The sequence below is a fragment of the Achromobacter sp. T5-5 genome (assembly GCF_055397965.1).
The window spans coordinates 1,779,289-1,798,707 of sequence record NZ_AP027919.1 but is presented as its reverse complement, the minus strand read 5'-3'; the positions used below and the strand labels follow the sequence as shown (position 1 = coordinate 1,798,707).

At 70.5% G+C, this 19,419-nt stretch carries 18 protein-coding genes; 4 read left to right on the top strand and 14 right to left on the bottom strand.

Annotation, left to right across the window (positions count from 1 at the left end; translation table 11 throughout):
• Positions 1–85 precede the first annotated feature (85 nt).
• Both ACZ50Q_RS08135 and ACZ50Q_RS08130 read left to right on the top strand, forming a co-directional pair.
• A complete protein-coding gene (locus ACZ50Q_RS08135; RefSeq protein WP_464081123.1) occupies positions 86–1,315 on the top strand; it encodes a CaiB/BaiF CoA transferase family protein in 1,230 nt (409 codons plus the stop codon).
• An 89-nt stretch (positions 1,316–1,404) separates the two neighbouring features.
• Positions 1,405–2,391: a Bug family tripartite tricarboxylate transporter substrate binding protein gene (locus ACZ50Q_RS08130; RefSeq protein WP_464081122.1), complete on the top strand. Its 987-nt coding sequence runs from the start codon at positions 1,405–1,407 to the stop codon at positions 2,389–2,391.
• Positions 2,392–2,452: 61 nt separating this feature from the next.
• Here ACZ50Q_RS08130 and ACZ50Q_RS08125 read toward each other — a convergent pair whose 3' ends face one another.
• From ACZ50Q_RS08125 to ACZ50Q_RS08115, 3 genes are read right to left on the bottom strand one after another with little or no spacing between them, the layout of a single operon-like run.
• A complete protein-coding gene (locus ACZ50Q_RS08125) occupies positions 2,453–3,445 on the bottom strand; it encodes a tripartite tricarboxylate transporter substrate binding protein (RefSeq protein WP_076515408.1) in 993 nt (330 codons plus the stop codon).
• Between the two features lie 30 nt (positions 3,446–3,475).
• The gene (locus ACZ50Q_RS08120; protein WP_464081121.1) at positions 3,476–5,581 is read right to left on the bottom strand and encodes an acetate--CoA ligase family protein; all 2,106 of its coding nucleotides are present in this window, start codon (positions 5,579–5,581) and stop codon (positions 3,476–3,478) included.
• Positions 5,578–6,393 (bottom strand): enoyl-CoA hydratase/isomerase family protein, encoded by an 816-nt coding sequence (locus ACZ50Q_RS08115; protein ID WP_092582633.1) that lies wholly within the window; start codon positions 6,391–6,393, stop codon positions 5,578–5,580. Before ACZ50Q_RS08115 ends, ACZ50Q_RS08120 begins: the two co-directional genes overlap by 4 nt.
• Before the next feature lie 141 nt (positions 6,394–6,534).
• Here ACZ50Q_RS08115 and ACZ50Q_RS08110 point away from each other — a divergent pair, with 141 nt between their 5' ends.
• Complete coding sequence (locus ACZ50Q_RS08110; protein ID WP_464081120.1) at positions 6,535–7,353, top strand: IclR family transcriptional regulator; 819 nt, start codon at positions 6,535–6,537, stop codon at positions 7,351–7,353.
• A gap of 73 nt (positions 7,354–7,426) precedes the next feature.
• Here ACZ50Q_RS08110 and ACZ50Q_RS08105 read toward each other — a convergent pair whose 3' ends face one another.
• From ACZ50Q_RS08105 to ACZ50Q_RS08090, 4 genes are all read right to left on the bottom strand, one after another.
• Complete coding sequence (locus ACZ50Q_RS08105; RefSeq protein ID WP_464081119.1) at positions 7,427–8,848, bottom strand: FAD-binding oxidoreductase; 1,422 nt, start codon at positions 8,846–8,848, stop codon at positions 7,427–7,429.
• A 244-nt stretch (positions 8,849–9,092) separates the two neighbouring features.
• On the bottom strand, positions 9,093–9,332 hold the full coding sequence (locus ACZ50Q_RS08100; protein ID WP_092582630.1) for a hypothetical protein: 240 nt from the start codon (positions 9,330–9,332) through the stop codon (positions 9,093–9,095).
• A 34-nt stretch (positions 9,333–9,366) separates the two neighbouring features.
• Positions 9,367–9,564, bottom strand: a complete 198-nt coding sequence (locus ACZ50Q_RS08095; RefSeq protein ID WP_092582629.1) for a hypothetical protein — start codon at positions 9,562–9,564, stop codon at positions 9,367–9,369.
• Between the two features lie 70 nt (positions 9,565–9,634).
• The gene (locus ACZ50Q_RS08090) at positions 9,635–10,393 is read right to left on the bottom strand and encodes a BON domain-containing protein (RefSeq protein WP_464081118.1); all 759 of its coding nucleotides are present in this window, start codon (positions 10,391–10,393) and stop codon (positions 9,635–9,637) included.
• A gap of 335 nt (positions 10,394–10,728) precedes the next feature.
• On the opposite strand from ACZ50Q_RS08090, the gene ACZ50Q_RS08085 reads away from it, so the two are divergent.
• Positions 10,729–10,884: a hypothetical protein gene (locus ACZ50Q_RS08085; RefSeq protein ID WP_156902709.1), complete on the top strand. Its 156-nt coding sequence runs from the start codon at positions 10,729–10,731 to the stop codon at positions 10,882–10,884.
• A gap of 154 nt (positions 10,885–11,038) precedes the next feature.
• Here the strand turns inward: ACZ50Q_RS08085 and ACZ50Q_RS08080 are convergent, their stop codons facing one another.
• The 7 genes from ACZ50Q_RS08080 to ACZ50Q_RS08050 are packed head-to-tail and all read right to left on the bottom strand — an operon-like array spanning position 11,039 to position 19,229.
• Entirely contained in the window at positions 11,039–11,770 is a 732-nt protein-coding gene (locus ACZ50Q_RS08080) for a glycosyltransferase family 2 protein (protein WP_464081117.1), read from the bottom strand.
• Positions 11,767–12,369: a class I SAM-dependent methyltransferase gene (locus tag ACZ50Q_RS08075; protein ID WP_464081116.1), complete on the bottom strand. Its 603-nt coding sequence runs from the start codon at positions 12,367–12,369 to the stop codon at positions 11,767–11,769. The genes ACZ50Q_RS08080 and ACZ50Q_RS08075 overlap by 4 nt, the downstream gene beginning before the upstream one ends.
• The gene (locus ACZ50Q_RS08070; RefSeq protein WP_464081115.1) at positions 12,357–13,397 is read right to left on the bottom strand and encodes an acyl-CoA dehydrogenase family protein; all 1,041 of its coding nucleotides are present in this window, start codon (positions 13,395–13,397) and stop codon (positions 12,357–12,359) included. Before ACZ50Q_RS08070 ends, ACZ50Q_RS08075 begins: the two co-directional genes overlap by 13 nt.
• Positions 13,398–13,457: 60 nt before the next feature.
• On the bottom strand, positions 13,458–14,129 hold the full coding sequence (pdeM, locus tag ACZ50Q_RS08065) for a ligase-associated DNA damage response endonuclease PdeM (RefSeq protein ID WP_464081114.1): 672 nt from the start codon (positions 14,127–14,129) through the stop codon (positions 13,458–13,460).
• Positions 14,113–16,575: a ligase-associated DNA damage response DEXH box helicase gene (locus tag ACZ50Q_RS08060; protein ID WP_464081113.1), complete on the bottom strand. Its 2,463-nt coding sequence runs from the start codon at positions 16,573–16,575 to the stop codon at positions 14,113–14,115. Before ACZ50Q_RS08060 ends, pdeM begins: the two co-directional genes overlap by 17 nt.
• Positions 16,572–18,176 (bottom strand): ATP-dependent DNA ligase, encoded by a 1,605-nt coding sequence (locus ACZ50Q_RS08055; protein WP_464081112.1) that lies wholly within the window; start codon positions 18,174–18,176, stop codon positions 16,572–16,574. The genes ACZ50Q_RS08060 and ACZ50Q_RS08055 overlap by 4 nt, the downstream gene beginning before the upstream one ends.
• 48 nt (positions 18,177–18,224) lie before the next feature.
• Complete coding sequence (locus ACZ50Q_RS08050; RefSeq protein WP_464081111.1) at positions 18,225–19,229, bottom strand: ligase-associated DNA damage response exonuclease; 1,005 nt, start codon at positions 19,227–19,229, stop codon at positions 18,225–18,227.
• Positions 19,230–19,419: the final 190 nt, after the last annotated feature.

The following is a 19,419-nucleotide window of genomic DNA, read 5'->3' as shown; positions in this document are numbered from 1 at the left end:
GGGCTTTCCCTAGCAAAATGCGTTGTACTGGGCAAACCTTGAACATATAGAATGCATTCTTTCAAGACCAACGCCAGGAGACACCATGCACTCCCCACCCCTCGCGGGACGCCGCGTCATTGAACTGGGCACCATGCTTGCCGCCCCTTTTGCCTCGCACATCCTTGCCCAGCTTGGCGCCGAAGTAATCAAGGTGGAGCCGCCGCGCGGCGATCCCACCCGCAGTCTGGTCCGCGGCGGCCCGAGCGGCACCTTCATCGCCTACAGCCATGGCAAGAAAAGCGTGTGCCTGGATCTCGCCCGCCCGGACGGCCACGCCGCCTTCCTGAAAATGCTGGAGACGGCCGACGCATTCGTGCACAACCTCGCGCCCAAGGCGGCGCGCAAGCTCAAGCTCACCAAGGCGGAATGCCAGGCGATCAATCCGCGTCTCATCTATTGCCACATCCGCGGCTATGCGGACGGGCCGCAGGCGGACGACCTGGCTTCCAACCCCGTCGCCGAAGCGTCCACCGGCGTCATGGAGGCCAACCGCATCGATGGCCGCCCCAGCCGGCTGGGGCCGTCCTACCACGACCAGTTCGCCGGCGCCTATGCCGTCATCGGCATCCTCGCCCGCATGCTGCAGCCGGAAGCCGCCAAGGAAGGCGGCCACGTGGAGATCGGCCTGTACGAAACCGGCTTGCACGTCGCATCGCGCGACCTGGTGGGCGTGCAGCTCAAGACCCAGCTCCTTGGGCGGCCGGAACGCGAGCCGCATGGCGAATTCAGCATGCCGGGGTACGGCGCCTACCTGACCTCCGACGAACGCTGGATGTACCTGCTGATGCTGACCGACGCACACTGGTTTAAGTTCTGCCAGGCAATGCAACTGCCCGAGGCCGCCGACGCCTCGCTCGCCGCCCTGAAGGACAGGAAGAAGGCGCGCGAGCGGGTCGAAGACATCGTCCGGAAGGCGATCGGCGCCCGGACGTTCGACGACGCCACCGCGCGGCTGCGGATGGCGGGCGTCGGCAGCACGGAAGTCCTGCCGCTGGAACGCGTGCTGGACGCCGAGCAGGCGCGCCAGCCCGGCAAGCTGCGCAGCGTGCGCTACCGCGACCTGGCGTTCGACGTGCCGGAGTTTCCGCGCCGGGATGCCGCCCGCGACGGCGTGGCGACGCTGCCGCCGCCGGATCTGGGCGAACACACGCGGGATGTGCTGCTGGCCGCGGGGCTTACGCCCGACGCGTGCGAGGCGCTGATCGACAACGGCGCCGCCTGCGCCGGCCGGCCGGGCGATTTCGCATGGGCGCCCGTGCGCAAGCAGGCATGACCCGCGTATAAAGGCGCCGCAATCACGCCCCAACGACGACCGGACCGACAACGGGCGCGACAGCGCGGCGAGAACCGAGGAGACAGAAGATGAAGCTCAACCCAGTTGTGCCCGGCCTGTTCAAGGCCGCCATCGCCGGCTTGCTGTTCGCCGCCGCCACCGCCTCCGCCGCGGGCTATCCCGACCGGCCCATCCGCCTGGTCGTCGGCTTTCCGCCGGGCGGCGGCGCCGACTTCGTGGCGCGGCAGGTCGCGCAGCGGCTGGGCGAATCCCTGCACGCCAGCGTCGTCGTGGACAACAAGGCAGGCGCCAACGGCACCATCGCCGCAGCCGAGGTCGCGCGGGCCGCGGCGGATGGCTATACGCTGCTGCTGGGCGTCACGGCCTCGCAATCCATCAGCCCGGCGCTGTCATCGCGCCTGCCCTACGACCCGCTGCGCGACTTCACGCCGATCACGCAGGTGGGCTACACCCCGCTCGTGCTGGTCGTGAATCCCAAGCTGCCCGCCAGGACGCTGGGCGAATTCCTGAACTACGCCAAGGCCAGCCGCACGCCCGTGCCGTACGGATCGGCAGGCACGGGCAACATCACCCACATGGCCGCGGCGCTGTTCGTCCAGTCGTCAGGGGTGTCGAACTTCCAGCACGTGCCCTACAAGGGCAGCAGCCAGGTAATCACGGACCTCATCGGCGGGCGCGTCGATGCCTACTTCGACACCCTGCCCTCGTCGCTGCCCCTCATCCAGAGCGGCCAGCTTCGCGCCATTGCGGTGACCGGCCCGGCGCGCTCGGACACGGCGCGAGACATTCCGACCGTAAAGGAAGCCGGCTTGCCCGGCTTCCAGACCACGACCTGGTTCGGCGTGCTGGCGCCGCCCAAGCTGGACCCCGCCCTGGCCGAGCGCCTGTATGAGGCGCTCAAGACCGGCATGGGCGCGCCCGACGCGCGGCAGGCGCTGGTCACGCGCGGCGTGGAGCCGGTGCTGGACACGCCCGCGCAGTTCAGCGCGGAACTGAAGGCGGACCTGCAGCGGTGGCGCGACGTGGCGCGCAAGGCGGACATCAAGATCGAGTGAGCCGCCGGGCCCGGCGCGTCACGGCGGCCGGCAAGGCGAGCCGCCCGGCCGCGTGTCGCCTTTACGGCTTGTCGGTAATGCCGGCGTCGCGAACGATCCGGCTCCAGCGCGCTTCTTCTTCCTTGACGTATTGTCCCAGCGCCGCTGGCGTGCCCACGTCGGGCGCCAGGCCTTCAAGCTCCAGCGCCGCGCGGAACTCGGGGTCCTGCGAGGCTTTCCGGATCGCGGCATTCAACCGGTCGATCACCGCGGCGGGCGTGCCTTCCGGCACGAAGACCCCGTACCAGCTATCCACGAAGTAGCCCGCCTCGCCGGACTCGGCCACGGTGGGCACGCCAGGATAGGCCGGCGAACGCTGCTGCGTCGTCACGGCAAGCGCGCGCAACTGGCCGCTCTTGATGTGGCTGCTGACGCTGGCCGAGGTCGAGAAAATCATGTCGATCTGCCCGCCGATCAGGTCGTTGATGCCGGGGCCCGCGCCCTTGTAGGGCACATGCAGGATATCGACCTTGCCCAGGCTCTTGAAGAGTTCCCCGGCCAGGTGCGCCGACGTGCCGTTGCCATAGGAGCCGAACGTCAGCTTGCCCGGATGGGCGCGCGCGTAGGCCAGGATGTCCTGCACGCTCTTGAAGGGCGACTTCGGCGAGACGACCAGCACGTTCGGCGATTTGCCTATCATCGCCACCGGGGCAAAGGCGCGGTCGGTGTCGTAGGGCAGCTTCTTGTGGATGGCCGGATTCACGGCGTGGGCGAAAGTGGACATCAGCAGGGTGTAGCCGTCCGGCGGGCTTTTGGCCACGTTCTCGGTGCCGATGATGGTGCTGCCGCCCGGACGGTTTTCAACGACGACGGTCTGGCCGAGTTCCTGCGTCAGGCCCTTGGCGAGCTGGCGCGCGATGAGGTCGGTGCCGCCGCCCGGCGTGAACGGCACCACGATGCGCAAGGGTCTGTCCGGAAATGCCGCGCGCGCCTGCGGTGCCGCAGCGGCGCCCAGCGCCAGGACGGCCGCCGCAAGGGCCATGCCGCCGCGCGTGAATAGGTTCTTCTGTTTCATGGTTGTCTCCTGTTTGTCCACCTGCCTGAACTACTTCGACCGCTCCCGCAGGACGGCCACGCCGTCCGCGGCGCAGACGCCCTGGCCCAAGGGCCGCACGAAGAGCGGGTTGATCTCGGCCTCGGCCAGCCTGTCCTCCAAGGCCGCGGCCATCCGCGAGAACGCCACCACCGCCTCGACCAGCGCCGGCACGTCCGCGCGCTCGCGCCCGCGGTAGCCGTCCAGCAACGGCCACGTCTTCAAGCGACGCAGCCCCGCAAGCACCTGCTCCGGTGTGAGGCCGCCGCCGTCAGCGGGCAGCATCAGCAGCGTCGTATCCCGGACCAGTTCGGCGACGACGCCTCCCATGCCGAGCAGAATCGCCGACCCCAGGGGATCCCGGTGCAGGCCGACGATCAGTTCCGCCGCGCCGGTGACCATCTCCTGGACCAGGAAGGCCTGCGGCCGGCTGCCGGCGTGGCGCTGGACGTCGTCGGCCATCTGCCGCAGCCGCGCAGGCACGTCTTCCCGCGCCACACCGACGGCCACGCCGCCCACGTCGCTCTTGTGCGTGATCTCGCGCGACAGCAGCTTGAGCACGACGCGCGGCCCCAGCCGGGCGGCGGCCTGCGCGGCCTCTTCTCCGGTGCGCACGACGATTTCCCTGACGCCCGGAATGCCATGGCGCGCAAAGAGCGCCTTGGCCTGCGCCTCGTCCAGCGACCCGCTTTCTTCGACGGGCGCGGCGACGGGCAGCGGCGCGCGCGGCGCCTGCGCCCTGGATGGCTGGGCGCGCCCCTGCACTTGCCACATCGCCGCCATCGCGGCGCTGACGCCCTCCGGCGTGTGGAACGCGGGAATGCCGTAGCGGCCGAGCACTTCCGCGGCGCGCGGCGCGTGCGGGCTGATGTACGACAACACGGGCTTGCCGGCGTCCGCCAGCGTGTCCTTCAGCGCGCCTGCCATCAGCTCGGGCTGGGCGACGCCGGACGAGCCCACGACCACCACCAGCGCGTCGTGGCCGCCGCTGTCCAGCATGATGCGGATCGCGCCCCGAAGCAGGTCGGGCTGCAGGCCCGCGAGGGTCACGTCGATGGGGTTGCGGTCCAGGACCGCATGGCCGCCCGGCTGCAGGGCGCGCAGGGCGGCGCCGGTCGCCGCATCGGGCGGCGGCAGTTCGAAGCCCGCCAGGCCCAGGCAGTCGGCCACCAGGGTGCCCGCGCCGCCCGTCGAAGTCAGGATCGCGACGCGGCGGCCTCGCAGCGTGCGCTCATGCGCCAGCGCGGCCGGAATATCCAGCAGGTCGGAAAACGCTTGGGCCCGGATGACGCCGGCGTCCTCGAACAGCGCGTCGTACATGGCATCCGCCCCAGCCAGCGCGCCCGTGTGCGACGCGGCTGCCCGGGCGCCCGATTCCGAACGCCCGATCTTGAACGCCACCACCGGCTTGCCAGCTTCCAGGGCCTTGCGCGCGGCGGCGCGGAACCTGGCGGGATGGCGGATGCTCTCGACATACAAGGCGATGACGCGGGTGGCCGGATCGTCGGCCAGCGCGTCGACGAAGTCGGCCAGGTCGAGGTCGGCCTCGTTGCTGGTCGAGATCAGCTTGGACAGGCCTATGCCGCGGGCGGCGGCCCGCGACAGCAGCGCGCCCAGGATGCCCCCGCTTTGCGAGACCAGGCCGATGGGGCCGGCGTGCAGCGCGTCGAGCTCCAGGGCGCCGCTGGCAGATAGCGTGATGCGGTCCGTCAGGTTGACCAGGCCGATCGTGTTCGGCCCCAGGATGCGCATGGCGCCGGCGGCCTCGCGCAGCTCGTGCTGGCGGCGCGCCCCCTCCTCCCCGGCCTCGGTGTAGCCGCTGGCAAGCACGATGGCCGCGCCCGTGCCGATGGCGGCGAGCTCGCGCACGGCATCTTGGGTGCGCTCCGCGCCCAGCACCACGATGGCGACGTCCGGCGCCTGCGGCAAGGCGCGCACGTCGTGATAGCAACGCAGCCCGTCGATGTCGGACGCCCGGGGGTTCACGGGATAGATGCTGCCTTGGAATCCGTGCTTGCGCAGGTAGGCCACCGGCCGGCCCGAGGTCTTGGCCGGGTCGGCCGAGGCGCCCACCACCGCCACGCTGCGCGGCCGCAGCAGCTTGTCGAGGGCGCTCATTGGGCGTCTCCCCGGCCGCGGGCGGCCTGGGCCATGTTCTCCAGGAACGCGGCCACGGATGCGCGATGTTCGGCGCTGGTGTAGCAGATGCCCTGCGCCTGGCTGCCCATGGCGAAGACCTGGTCGGCGGTCAGCTCGAAACTCTGGTCCAGGATCGACTTGCCCAGCGCCAGCGCCGTGGCCGAGCCCTGGCTCAAGGCCGCGGCCCAGGCCTGGGCCGCTTCCACCTCCGTGCCCGCGGGCGCCAGCCGGTCGGCGATGCCCAACTGCAACGCCTCCTGGGCCAGGACCCGGCGGCCGGAGAAGATCAATTCCTTCGCGCGCGCCAGCCCGACGCGGCGCGGCAGGAAATACAGGCCGCCGCCGTCCGGGATCAGTCCGCGCGCGATGTAGCTCCATGTGAACGAAGCGCTCTCCGAGGCCACGATGAAATCGCAGCTCAGCGCGGTATCGGCCCCCAGGCCCGCCGCCGCGCCGTTCACCGCCGCGATCGTCGGCTTGGGCATGCGATGCAGCAGGCTTTGCGCGTGGTGCACGCGCTGCTGGCGCGACCACCCGTTGAACCCGACCTCGCCGGCCGGCGCGTCCATCCGGCGCTGCATGCCCGCAATGTCCCCGCCCGCGCAGAAGCCCTTGCCTTCTCCGGTCAGCACCAGCGCGCGGATGGCGCGGTCCTGGGTGACAAGCTCAAGCGCGTGGATCAGTTCGCCGCGCATCGCGTCGCTGATCGCGTTGCGCTTGTCAGGCCGGTTCAGCGTCAGCGTCGCCACGCCGTCCTGCGATTGCAGCCTGATGAATTCGTAGTCAGCCATATTCGTGCTCCGTCGTTGTGGGCCAGCCGCTGCGCATCGCGGACCATCGCGGACCATCTCGGACTTGGCGGCTGGCAATGACGACACGGTAGGCGCTACAGTGCGCAAATACACCGTCCCATTTCCACGGAGTGGAATTGCATGAATACGCCCCCCAAGCCCTCAACGCCGTCCGGCGACAGCCGGCGCTTTACCGGCGTCAGCCAGAACCGATCGCTGGAGCGCGGCCTGGAGATTCTTCGCGCGTTCAAGCCCGGCACGGATCTGCTGGGCAACGGCGAGCTCGCCGAACGCACCGGCCTGTCCGCCGCCACGGTCAGCCGCCTGACCCAGACCCTCGTGACCAGCGGCTTTCTGGAACACGACCGGCGCGCGCGCGCCTACCGCCTGGCCGCACCCGTGCTCAGCCTGGGGCACGCCATGCGCGCCGCCTCGCCCGTGCTCCGCGCGGCCACGCCTCTGATGCGCGATCTGTCGGTCAAGCTGCGGATGAACGTGGGACTGGCCAGCGCCGACCGCGCCGAGATGGTTTACCTGGAATCCATCCGCTACAACCGCAGGGCGTCGCTACGCACCATCGTCGCGGGGCAGCGGGTTCCGATCGAACTGACCTCGCTGGGCCGCGCGTACCTCGCCACGCTGCCGGCCGGCGCGCGCGAGACGTTGCTGGACCAGATCCGTCGCACCTATCGCAGCGCCGCCTGGAAGCCCATCCGCGCGGATATCGACGCAGCCATCGCCAAGGTGGCGGCGCAGGGATATTGCGTCGCGTCCTGGCAGCCCGGCGTGGTGGCGATGTCCACGCCGCTGCGCGGCCAGGGCGAACTGGCGCTGGCGCTGAACATCAGCCTGATCACCGACGATGCGCCGTCCGTGGTCGCGCGGCAGCACGCGCAGGACCTGCTGGCGCTGAAGGCCAGGATCGCGCATCAACTGGAAATCCAGGCGCCGGCCGATTGAAGCAGGCCGGATTCGCCTGGCGCGGTCGCTGACGGCGGCGGACCCGGCCGCCCGCCATCCGCGCCGCCCTCCCTCAAGGCGCCGCCGGCCTGATGTTCTGGTTGTGCCGGAAGAGGTTCTGCGGATCGTAGCGGGTCTTCACCTGCACCAGCCGGTCGTAGTTTTCCCCGTAGGCCGCGCCCACTCTTGCGGTCTCGTCCTGGGTCAGGAAGTTCACGTAGACGCCGCCCTGCGAGTACGGCTCCGTGGCCTTGAAGATGTCGCGCGTCCAGGCGATGCAGCGCTCGTCGTCCTGCGGATCGTCCCAGCGTCCGTGCACGTTCATGGCGAACTGCGCCGCGCGGTGCGGATACGCCATGGCGGTCACGGGCACGCGCATCGCCGCGCCGGCGATGTGGCCGAAGAAGATCTCGCACTGCGGCGAAGGCACGTCGCGCACCGCCGCCACGACCGCGTCGATCAGGCCGTCCTGCAGCACGCCCAGGTTGTGCGATTTCCAGTAGTTGCGGGCGCCGGGCGTCAACAGGGGATCGAAGGCCTTTTGCCAGGCCGCGTAAGGCATCGGGCCGAGTTGTTCGCCGTAGGGTTCGCCCAGCGCGCGCACCGCCTCGACGGCCTGCGCTCCCTGGTCCAGGCTGCCGGTGTAGCAGGCGGCGAAGGCGACGATGGGCTTGCCATGCGCGGAGGGCGGTAGGAACGGCAATGGCGGCGCCTGTCTCAGGACCGCCCACACCGTCAGTTCCTCGGGCATGGATTGCAGCGCATCGCGGTATCTCGCCAGCGCCTGCCTGCCCTGTTCGAGCGGCACCACGACCAGCCCGCCATAGACCTGCGGACCCACCGGATGCAGCTGGAACTCGAACATCGTGACCACGCCGAAATTGCCGCCGCCGCCGCGGATGGCCCAGAACAGGTCCGGGTTTTCCGATTCGCTGGCCCGCAGGAGCTGGCCGTCCGCGGTCACCACGTCGGCGGACACGAGGTTGTCGATCGTCAGGCCGAACCTGCGCGTGAGCCAGCCGAAGCCGCCTCCCAGGGTCAGGCCGGCCACGCCCGTCGTCGAATTGATGCCCAGGGGAACCGCCAGGCCGAAAGCCTGGGCTTCGTGGTCCAGGTCCGCCAGGGTCGCGCCGGGTTCCACATACGCCCTGGCGCGCTCGGGGTCGATCCGCACCGACTTCATCGGCGACAGGTCGATCATCATGCCGCCGTCGCAGACGGCGGTCCCGGCGATGTTGTGGCCGCCGCCGCGCAGGGACACCGTCATCCGGTTTTCACGCGCGGCATCGACAGCGCGCCGCACGTCGGCCACGCCCGCACAACGGACGATGACCGCGGGGCGGCGGTCGACCATCGCGTTCCAGATCTTGCGGGCCTCGTCATAGCCGGCGTCGCCCGGCAACAGGACCTGGCCTCGCGCCGTCGCCTGCAGGTCGGCGATGCGCGCCGCATTCGCCTGCGGGTCATCGTTACTACTGCTGGACAGTTTGTTCATCACACATCTCCTTGAAGGCGATGCATTCACAAACAGCGTCTGAAGCTCCGGAATGGGTCCGGAGCGAGCCGTCTATCGGATCGGGCGCGACATGGAATTTGCCTCCTGTGAAAGGGGCCATGACCCTAGGCACGTGATTGCCCGGCGTACGCCGCGCGGGGGAAGGCGGCAGACGCCCTGTTTCGTGCGCCGGAGCGTGCGTGATGAAAAAAGTATAGGCCTTTGGCCGCGAGCCCAGCAGCCCCTAGGCCTCGTTTTTCAGGACGCCGCGCACATTGAGCGCCGCCAGGCCCAGTTGCAGAGCAATAAGCGCCCAGGCGCCGTCATGCAGGCCCCACGCCACCCACAGCACATTGCTCAGCAGAAAGACCCAGAAGCCCGCCGTGCGCCGGCGGGCGCTGCGCGACGCGACCAGCCACGCGGCGCCCAGCGACGCCGCCATGGCCGGCCACTGCAGGAAGTCCCATAGCGCGTCCAGGGTCATGGCCTGCCGTCCTGCGATGCGCTAGGGGACGGGCTCAAGGCTTGGACCGGGCGCCCTGCCCGCGATTGCGCTGGCTCTGCTGGTCTTGCCCGGTGCCTATCTGCGAGACATGGCCCTCTTTCTTGCTGCGGTTCTGCGTGTCGCCATGGCTGGCCTGGGCCTGGCGGGGCGTGTCGTCTTCGCTGCGGTTCGGGGCGTCCTTGTCCCGCGTGGTGTCCTTTGGCTTGGTCATCGTCTGCTCCTGTCATCGGGGCCGTATCGGCCCTTGGGGTTTTGGGGGCTGCTGGGTCCGGGCGCGCCGGTCATGCCGTCTTTCCGGGGACGCCGCCGGCCCCCGCGGCGCTGGCCCCCGGGCTCGCGACGCGGATGCGGTTGTCGACGTCATTCACGCCGGCGCACTCCACGGTGCAATCCTCCACGTCGTGTTTGGTGCGGCGTTGCGGCACGGTGCCTTCCAGCACGACCCGGCCGTCGGTCACCGACACCGACACATCGCTCACGTCCAGGCCGCTGTGGGCCAGGGCCTCGCACACATTCTCGCGAACGCGTTCGTCCGAACGGACGTAGCCCTTGGGATCGGTCCGGCGCGAGCCGCGGTCGCGCCACGCCGTTGGTCCGCGGTTGTAGCCGCCGCGCTCGGCGGTCTCGAACGACATGGGCTCCTCGCTCCACGCCGGACGGTCCCCGTAGTACCCGCCTTCGTCGTCGCCGAACGATGTAGGGCCGTCATAGCCCGGGTCGCGGCTGCCGGGGTCGCGGCCGCCGGGGTCCCGGTTGCCGCCGCGCGGGCCCCGTCCGGAGCCGCTGTCACGGTCCCAGCCTCCGGCTGCCCGGTCGCGCCCGCTGTAGACCTGCTGGCGCTGGAACGCGGGGTCTTCGTTCGAAAAGCCGCCATAGCTGCTCTGGCCAGGATCGTCGCTGCGGCTGCGCACCGGCTCGCGGGTGTTGCGCGCGCCGCCCTGGCGTGTGCCGGTGCCCTGGTATCCGAAGGAGGGCGCGGGGTCCTGCCATGGCTCCCGGTCGCCGCGATATCTCGACGTGTTCCTCGGATCTCTGCTCATGTCGTGTCTCCCGTTGCAAGCTGCAAATCCTGCGGGTCCGGCCTGGGCCATCTGCCGCGTTGCCGGCCCGCCCCCTGCACGCAGCAAGTGCTGTGCCGGATTTGCGCGCCGGGACATGCGCCATTGGGGTCCCATGCTGAATGGCCGATAGGCCGAATGCCGCCGCGGTGCTAAGAATGGGGAACCATGCGGTGACGACGGCGCGGTCAGGCCGCCCCCCGCATCCGGCACAACGACACACGACATTCAGGAGATGAACAATGGCTTCGGGATCCAGGCTGTCCGATGTAATCGTAAAACTTCCCGATCGATCGACATGCCGCGTAGAACGGCGTTTGATCGCAAGACGGACCAAGGAAGCTTCTGGCGTTCCCATCTACGTCTGCACCCTGCCCACGGGCGAGCCCGTCACGTGGCTGGGCGGTGGAAAGTACCGCCTGCCCTGCGGCGCGGTGGGCGTGGCCGTGGCGCACAAACCGCCGGACAGATAGGCCGATATCCGGCCGGAACACGGCTTGCTGCGCACCCGGGCGATGCACCAGGAGGGACGGACATGAATGCCATCGAACGGGTCGCCGCCTGCATGCACGCGCATTCGCTGACACGCGTGACGGCCGAATCGTGCACGGCCGGCCTGATCGACTATCACAGGCAGTGGCGCGAAAGCGCCCGGCCATCCGCATCGCGTTCCGGCTGAACGCCGGGGCCTGCCGCGCGCTCGTCGCAGCCCTTGCGCAGCGCACTGGCGAATCCGCCTTCGACGCGCGAGTGCGGCCGCGCACTGGTCGTCACGCGCGGCAGGCTGCTCCATGCGATGCGCGCCCCGCCCTGCTCCAGCCGGTCGACCAGGGCCTGGTCCTCGCTGCACGCCAACGCGGCGAACCCGCCGATCCGCCGGTACGCCTGCGCCGCAACGCCCAGGTTGGCGCCATGCACGTGACGGTGGCCGTCGCAGTCCTGGTAGTGCCGCACGAAGGCGCGTTGGGCGCGCTGCGCGAGCGCGCCATGGGCCTCCCACCCGGTCACCGATACGGTCCCGCACACCACTTCCGCGTCCAGGGAGAGCTGATCGGCCAGCCAGGCTGGCGACACGCGGCTGTCGGCGTCGGTGAAGGCCAGCCAGCGCGCACCCGCCTGCAGCAGATGCTGCGCGCCCGCAGCGCGCGCCATCCCCACATTGCGCGCCTGGATGGCCACGCAATCCACGGGCCACGCGGCCGCAAAGGGCGCCGTCCGGTCCATGCAATGATCGAGCACCACGACGATCTTCACCGCTTCCCGTCCCAGCCGCCGATGGCGCGCGGCGCGCGTGACCGCGCGCAGGCAGTCTTGGATGTGGCGCTCCTCGTTGTGCGCCGGAATGCATACTCCGATCATGACTCGCTTCCTTGGGGTTGTCTGCGCCAGAGATCCAGGCGGAACTCGGCCTCTTCGTGATGGACCCGGCGCGCCAGGCCGGGCAGCGCGCCGATTGCGGCATGCAAGGTGTCGGTGGGCTGCAGGCGATCATCGAAATCCGGCCGCCAGTGGCAGGCCACGATCTCGCCGCCGGGCGCGAGCGACGCGTCCACGCCGCGCAGGAACCGGGCCAGCGCGGCATCGTCCAGGTAATACCCGACCTCGGACAGCACGATGAGATCGAATCCGCGCGCCGGTGCGGCGGGCCATTGCCGCGGCAGGTCCAGCAGCAGCACGTCCACGTGGTCCAGGCCTTTTTCCGCCATGCGTGCGCGGCAACGCGCGGCGGCGGCGGGCGCAATGTCGGCCGCGCTGACGCGCGCGCAGCGCAGGGCCAGGCACTGCGTCAATTGCCCCGCGCCGCAACCCGGCTCGAAGGCATGGCGGTAGCGTTGACGGCCCAGCGCCGCCAGCAGCAGGCGGCGCTTGCGACGTTCGTACCAGGCGCTCGACACGCGCCAGGGGTCGGGATCGGCGCGGTACAACTGTTCGAAATGGTCTGCCGCTACAGGGCCCATGGCGCGCCTTCCCGCTTGAGCACCGCCTGTCCGTGCGAGGCCTGGTCGCGCTCCGCATGGCTCTGCCGGATGTAGACGGGCAGATCGGCCATCGCTTGCGCAAAGCCCGCGTCGCGGCACAGCGGCCCGGCGCCCAGCGCGCGCGCGGCGCGCTCCATCACCTGCGCCGCGGCGGATTCCACGGCCAGGCGTGCGCGCACGCACTCCAGCGCGCACGCCTCGTGCGGATGCGCATCGATGACCGCAGCGGTCTCGCGCAGCACGGCCCGCGCCATCGCCATGGCCACGTCGATGGCGCCCAGGTGCGCCAGCCGGTGCGGATCGGCGCCCGCTGCCGGCAACGCGCCGCGCAGGGTCTGCGCGATGCGCTCCAGGCCCCCGTACCAGCACGCCGCGACGCCCGCGCCGCCATGATGAAAGCCGGGGCGATGCACGTACGCGCCCGGCTCGCCGACGAGCGTGCAGGGCACGTCGTCGAACACCACATCGACGCTGGCGGACGCGCGCATGCCCACGGCATGCCAGCCGGCGTCGGTCACCGCGACGCCCAGTTGATCCAGCGCCACGGCGGCAAGACAAGGCTCGCCCGCCGGATTCCATCCGCTCACCAGGGCATGCGTCACCGACGCGGCGCCGGAACACCAGCCCTTCACGCCGCGCAGCCGCGCGGCGCCGCCTGGCTGCGGCACGATCTCGACACGCTGGTCCGGCGGTTCGGCGCACCACACGCCCCAGCGGCTATGCGCCGGCGGCGCGGACGCGCGCAGCTCGGCCAGGATAGCCAGCGCGTCGGTGTGCCCCTCATACAGCTTGGCCAGGCTGAGGTCCGCCGCGGCCACACGGGCCAGCGCCCGCCAACGGTCCAGCGTGCGGCCGGACGCGGGCAGCGGCAATCGATCGCACCCCTGGTCGACCAGGACGCGCAGCCATCGTCCGGCGTCCATCGCGCTGCGCACGCCGCCCACGGCCTCGCCCAGCGCCTGGTGCAGCGGCGGCAAGGGGGATGCGAGGCCGGGAGAGTGGGTCATGGAAAGGTCGATGGCGCGGCGTGGAGAATGCCCCGCATGCAGCAAACGCCGTGCCCATCGTCACGCCGGTCGCGGCGTCCATCCCAGCGGCAACGCGTCGCCTTCCACGCACGCGACCAGCGCTGCGCCCTGCCCGCCCTGCACCGCGTGTCCGCCCGTGAAGTCGGAGAACGCGGGCAGGACGGTCATCGCGGGTCGCAGCCAGAAGGCGGGCCAGCTTCGCGGCACGCCGGGCACGCGCGTCTTGGGATGCACGTGCCCGGCGATCACATGGCGTCCCTGCGCGTCCGCCTGCGGCAGGTGCCGGAACAGGAACGGGCCGTCGGCCCACGCCTGGCCCAGTTGGCGCATGCCCAGGGCCGCGCCGTCCAGCGCGCGATCGTGATTGCCCGCCAGCACGGCCACGTCCAGATCGGGATGAGCCTGGCGCCAGCCGATCCACGCATCGCGCCAGGCGGCCTGCGCGGCCGGGCCGTGCAGCACGTCGCCCACGATCAGCAATTCGCGCGCTGCCGTTGCCGCCACCAGGTCGGACAGCCGCCGCAAATCGTCCAGGGTGGCGCCGCGCGGGACCGCGATGCCGGCCTGTCGAAAGACATGGCTTTTGCCCAGGTGCAGATCGGCGATCACCAGCCTGGCGCGCGCCGGCCAATGCAAGGCGCGCGCGCCAAGCAGGACGACGCGCTCGCCCGCCAGCGTCATCGCCAGTCCCGCGTCAGGCGTCGCGGGCATAGCGCTTCTCCAACTGCTCGGCCGCGCGCCGGACGCGCGCCTGCCAGGTTTCGGTGCTGAGCTGCCCGCGCAGGCTTTCCGTCCAGAGTGGAAACGACAGCGGCGTCAGCGCCCCCGGTTCGCGCAGCGCCAGTTCGCGGCGCTGGCAGTCCTGCAGCGCAGCCCTCAGGCGCGGCGCTTCGAGCTGCAGTTCGAAGACCTCCCGTTCCGCCTGCGCCAGCAGCAGATGGTCGGGGTCGTAGCGGCGCAATACGTCGTAGAGCAGGCCGCTCGAGGCCTGGACCTGCCGCAACGAACGCGCCGCCTGTCCGGGCAGCGACGGCGTCAGCAGGCCCGCCACGCGCGCGATCTCCCGGAACTGGCGACGCGCCATCTCGCCCAGGTTGACGCCGTCGCGCAGGTCGTCGGCCATGCCGTCTGGACTGAGCAGCGCGCGTAGCAAGGCGTCGTCCAGCGCGGCGGGCTCGGCCAGCGTCAGCATCAGTCCGTAGTCATTGACGGTGTAGGAAAACGTGTTGGCCTGCCGCCTGCCCCAGCGCAGCGCGACCATGGCGGCGATGCCCTCGTGGACCGCGCGGCCCGCGAACGGAAACAGGAACAGGTGCATGCCGCGCCGCGTGCCGATACGCTCGGCCACCAGCCGTCCCCGGTCCGGCAGCGCGCTGGCCTGCGCCTGGATCCGCAGCAGGGGCTCGACGGCGCGCATTTCCGGATGCGTGCCGGGATGGGAGTACAGGCTTTCGACTTCGCTGGCGAGCTGCGTGGACAAGGGCATGCGCCCGCCCTGCCAGGTGGCGACCGGGCCGTCGCCGCCCTTGGCCCGCCGCACGTAGGCGGTCATGCCTTCCAGCCGCACGAGCTCAAGCGTGCGGCCGGCGAACTGGAAGCGGTCGCCGCGCCGCAGGCGCGCGAGGAATCCTTCCTCGACCGAACCGAGGCCGCCGCCGCGCAGGTACTTCACCGCCACCGCGCCGTCGGCGGTGATGGTGCCGATGGACAGCCGGTGCCGGAACGCAATGCGCCGGTCATGCACGCGGTAACAGCCGTCGTCGTCGCGCACCACACGCCGATAGTCCGGGTATTTCTCCAGCGCCCGGCCGCCCTGGACGATGAAGTCCAGCACGGCCTGCCAAGTCGCGGCATCCAGCGCCGCATAGGCATGGGTGCCGCGCACTTCCTGGTAGAGCGCATCGCCCTCGAATCCGCCGCCCAGCGCCAGCGTCACGGCATGCTGGGCCAGCACGTCCAGGCTGCCGACCGGCGGCGGCCGAGACTCGATCTCGCCGCGCGCGATCGCCTGCCGGGCGGCGGCATATTCGATCAGTTCCAGCGCCTGGGCGGGCACGCAGACCACGTTGCCGGACTCGCCCGGCCGGTGCTTGGACCGCCCGGCGCGCTGCAGCAGGCGCGCCACGCCCTTGGGGCTGCCGATCTGCAGCACCTGATCCACCGACGGGAAGTCCACCCCCAGGTCCAGGCTCGACGTGGCCACCGCGCAGCGCACGGTCCCGTCGCGCAAGCCCTGTTCCACCGCGGCGCGCAGCTTGGGATCCAGTGATCCGTGATGCAGCGCCAGCGTGCGCGGGTCCTCGGGCCAGATCGACTCCAGCGCGCGGTGCCACAGCTCGGCCTGCGCGCGCGTGTTCGTGAACAGCAACGTCGTGGGCACGTCGAAGAGGCGCTTGAACACCCGTTCCAATTGCGACAGCCCCAGGTGCCCGGCCCACGGCAGCGCGCGGCTGCGTTCGGGCAGCAGGGTCGATATCTGTATTTTGCGCGGCCGTGCGCCCGCCACCAGCGCGCTGCCGGGCGCATGCGGCAGCAGCACCGCGCGCGCCTCGTCCAGGTTGCCCAGCGTGGCGGACAGGCCCCACGTGCGCGCGCGGGGCGACAGCCGTCGCACGCGCGCCAGGCACAGTTGCAGCAGCACGCCGCGCTTGTTGCCCAACAGCTCGTGCCATTCGTCCACCACGATGCAGCGCAAGGCGCGAAAACGCAGCGACGCGTCGGCATAGGACAACAGCAGCGCCAGCGATTCCGGCGTGATCACCAGCACCTGCGCCTTGCCTTGCCGCGCCAGCCGCTTGTCGCGCGCGCTGGCGTCGCCCGTGCGCAGCGCAACCGTCCACGCCAGACCCGCCTCCTGCACGGTCTGCGTCAGCGCCCGCGCGGTATCCGCGGCCAGCGCCCGCAGCGGCGTCACCCACAGCACGCGCGGTCCTTCGCCCGTGGCCGCGGCGGCCGGTGCCGCGTCGGCCAGCGCCTCCAGCAGCGGCCCGCCAAACGCCGCCAGGGTCTTGCCGCTGCCGGTCGGCGTGTGCAAGAGGCCCGACTCGCCCTGCAGATAGCGGCGCCACGTCTCGCGCTGGAATGCCGCGGGCTTCCAGCCGCGCGCCGCGAACCACGCGGCAAGCGGCGCATCCCAGCGCCGGGCCGCGCCGCTCATCGCGCCAGCGCCTTCAGGGTCTCGAGCTGGTCGGCCTGGTCGGCCGGCTTGTCATGCCGCCAGCGCAGGATCCGCGGAAAGCGCACCGCCACGCCCGACTTGTGCCGCTTGGACAGGTTGACGCCTTCGAATCCCAGTTCGAACACCTGCACGGGCTCCACCGAGCGCACCGGCCCGAAACGCTCGCGCGTGTGCGCGCGCAGCCAGCGGTCGAGTTCCAGGATTTCCCGGTCGTCCAGTCCGGAGTAGGCCTTGGCGATGGGCACCAGCGCATCGCCATCCCACAGGCCGAACGTGTAGTCGGTGTAAAGCGTGCTGCGGCGTCCGTGACCGGACTGCGCATACAGCAGCACGGCGTCGATGGTGAGCGGATCGATCTTCCATTTCCACCAGTCGCCGCGGCGCCGGCCGCTCTGGTAGGGCGCGCTGCGCCGCTTGAGCATGAAGCCTTCCACGCCGCGTTCGCGCGACTCCGCGCGCAGCGCCTGGGCTTCGTCCCAGCCTTGCGGCGCGATGACGGGCGACAAGCGCAGGCGCGGATCCGGATGCCTGCGCAACAGCGACTCCAACCGCTCGCGGCGCTCGGATTGCGGCAGTTCACGCAGGTCGGCGCCCTCCAGTTCCAGCAGGTCGTAGGCCAGCAACCGCACCGGCGCTTCGGCCAGCCACTTGGGACCGGGCTTGAGCCGCTGGATGCGGGTCTGCAGGGCGGAGAACGGCATCGGCCCGGCGTGGTCGTCGTGCCAGGCCAGCAGTTCGCCGTCCACGACGCAATCGACGTCCAGCGCGGCCGCCGCCGCTTCGACTTCCGGAAACCGGCCATCCAGCCGCTCTTCGCCGCGCGACCACAAGGCCACCTCGCCGCGCCGCCGTATCAGTTGCGCGCGGATGCCGTCCCACTTCCATTCGATCAGCCAGTCGTCGATCGCGCCCAGCAGGACGGGTTCGCCTTCCAGCGGCGACGCAAGAAAGAAGGGATAAGGCTGCTGGCGGTCGCCGGGCAGCTCTTCGGCGCTGAGCAGGTCGCGCAGGAACGCGGGGCTGGGCGACCACGCGCCGAGCATGCGCTGCGCGATGCGCGCGATGGGCACGCCCGACATCTCGGCCAGCGCCTGCTGCACCATGCGCTGCGACACGCCGACGCGCAGCGCGCCGGTCAGCAGTTTGTTGAAGACCAGCCGTTCGGCATACGGCAGGCCCCGCCACGCCGACACGATGACGTCGCGGCGCTCGGCCTCGTCGCGATTGGCGACGGGCACGAGGATCTCTTCGATCCAGTCGGCCAGGCCGCGATCGGGCGCGGGCTGGCCGGGGTCGGGAATCAGCAGGGCCAGCGTCTCGGCCAGATCGCCGACCTGGTCATAGCAGGCGTCCACCAGCCACGGCGCGGTGTCGCTGGCCGTTGCAACCCAGGCCCGCAGCTCTCCGACGCCCGCGATCTTGCGGCGCGCGCTGGTGATCTTGCCCCCCGCAAGCAGGTACAGCGCCCACACCGCGTCGCGCGGCGGCGCTTCGCGGAAGTACGCCACCAGCGCCGCGCGCTTGTCCAATGTGGCGGTGCTGCGGTCCAGCTCCTGATACAACGCCGCGAATCGCTTCATGCCTGCGTCCGTTCCCCTGTCTTGGCCTGTCATCCCCGCCGCGCGGGTTCAATCGTCTTCGCCGTACTGCGTGACGAGCGTCTCGGCGGCGATCCCCGATTCGTTCAGCGTGCGCACCAGCGCCTCGGTATCGCCATGCGTGGCGATGACGCGGCGCGCGCCGCACTCATGGACGGTGCGCAGCAGATCGGGCCAGTCCGCATGGTCCGACACGACAAAGCCGCGATCCATGTTGCGCCGGCGCCGGTTGCCCCGCAGCCGCATCCAGCCGGATGCGAAGCCGTGCTGGGCCTTGCGAAACCGCCGCAACCATGCGCTGCCGGCCGCCGAGGGCGGCGCCAGGATCAGCTCTCCAGCAAATCCCGTGCCCGAGGCGGCGGGTGCGGCGCCGGCGTCGATGACCAGGCGGGTGTCCGCCATCGCCACGCCCGCCTTGCGGTACACGTCCACCCCCGCTGCAATTGCGCCATGCAGATAGACGGGCCGGTCCACGAAAGGCATCAGCTCGGCCAGCACGCGCTGCGCCTTGCCCAGCGCATAGCAGTACAGGATGGCGGCCTCGCCGCGCGCGGCGCAGTGATCGCGCCATTGCACGATGTCGCGCGCCACCTCCGAAGCGCTCGGCCAGCGATAGATCGGCAGGCCGAAGGTGGCCTCGGTGATGAAGGTGTCGCAGGGCACGACCTCGAACGGCGTGCAGGTGGGATCGGGCTGGCGCTTGTAGTCGCCCGACACGACCCAGACCTGGCCGTCCGCTTCGATGCGCACCTGCGCGGATCCCAGCACGTGGCCCGCCGGATGCAGCGACACGCGCGCCTCGCCCAGCGTGAAGGTTTCGCCGTAGTCATGGACGCGATAGTCCTGGTCTCCCAGCCGCCATTGCAGGATGGGCAATCCTTCGGCGCTGGTGTGATAGCGGCCCATGCCCGACCGCGCATGGTCGCCGTGGCCATGGGTCAGCACGGCGACGTCGACGGGCCGCCAGGGATCGATATGAAAGCCGCCGGCCGGGCAATACAGGCCTTCCGGACGCAATTGCACGATGTCGCGCATGGCATCTCCCGATAGGCGCGGCGCGAGGGCTTCGCGGCCGCATGCCTACTCTTATACCTTGAAGGTCCGTCCGGTCCGCAAGTGCAATGCCCAACCCTCGATAACATCCGATGAGGAATTACATCTTCAGTTGCAGACGGCGCGTTCGTTGTCAAAGTACTGTCGACGAGTGCCCATTCAAGGAGAAAAT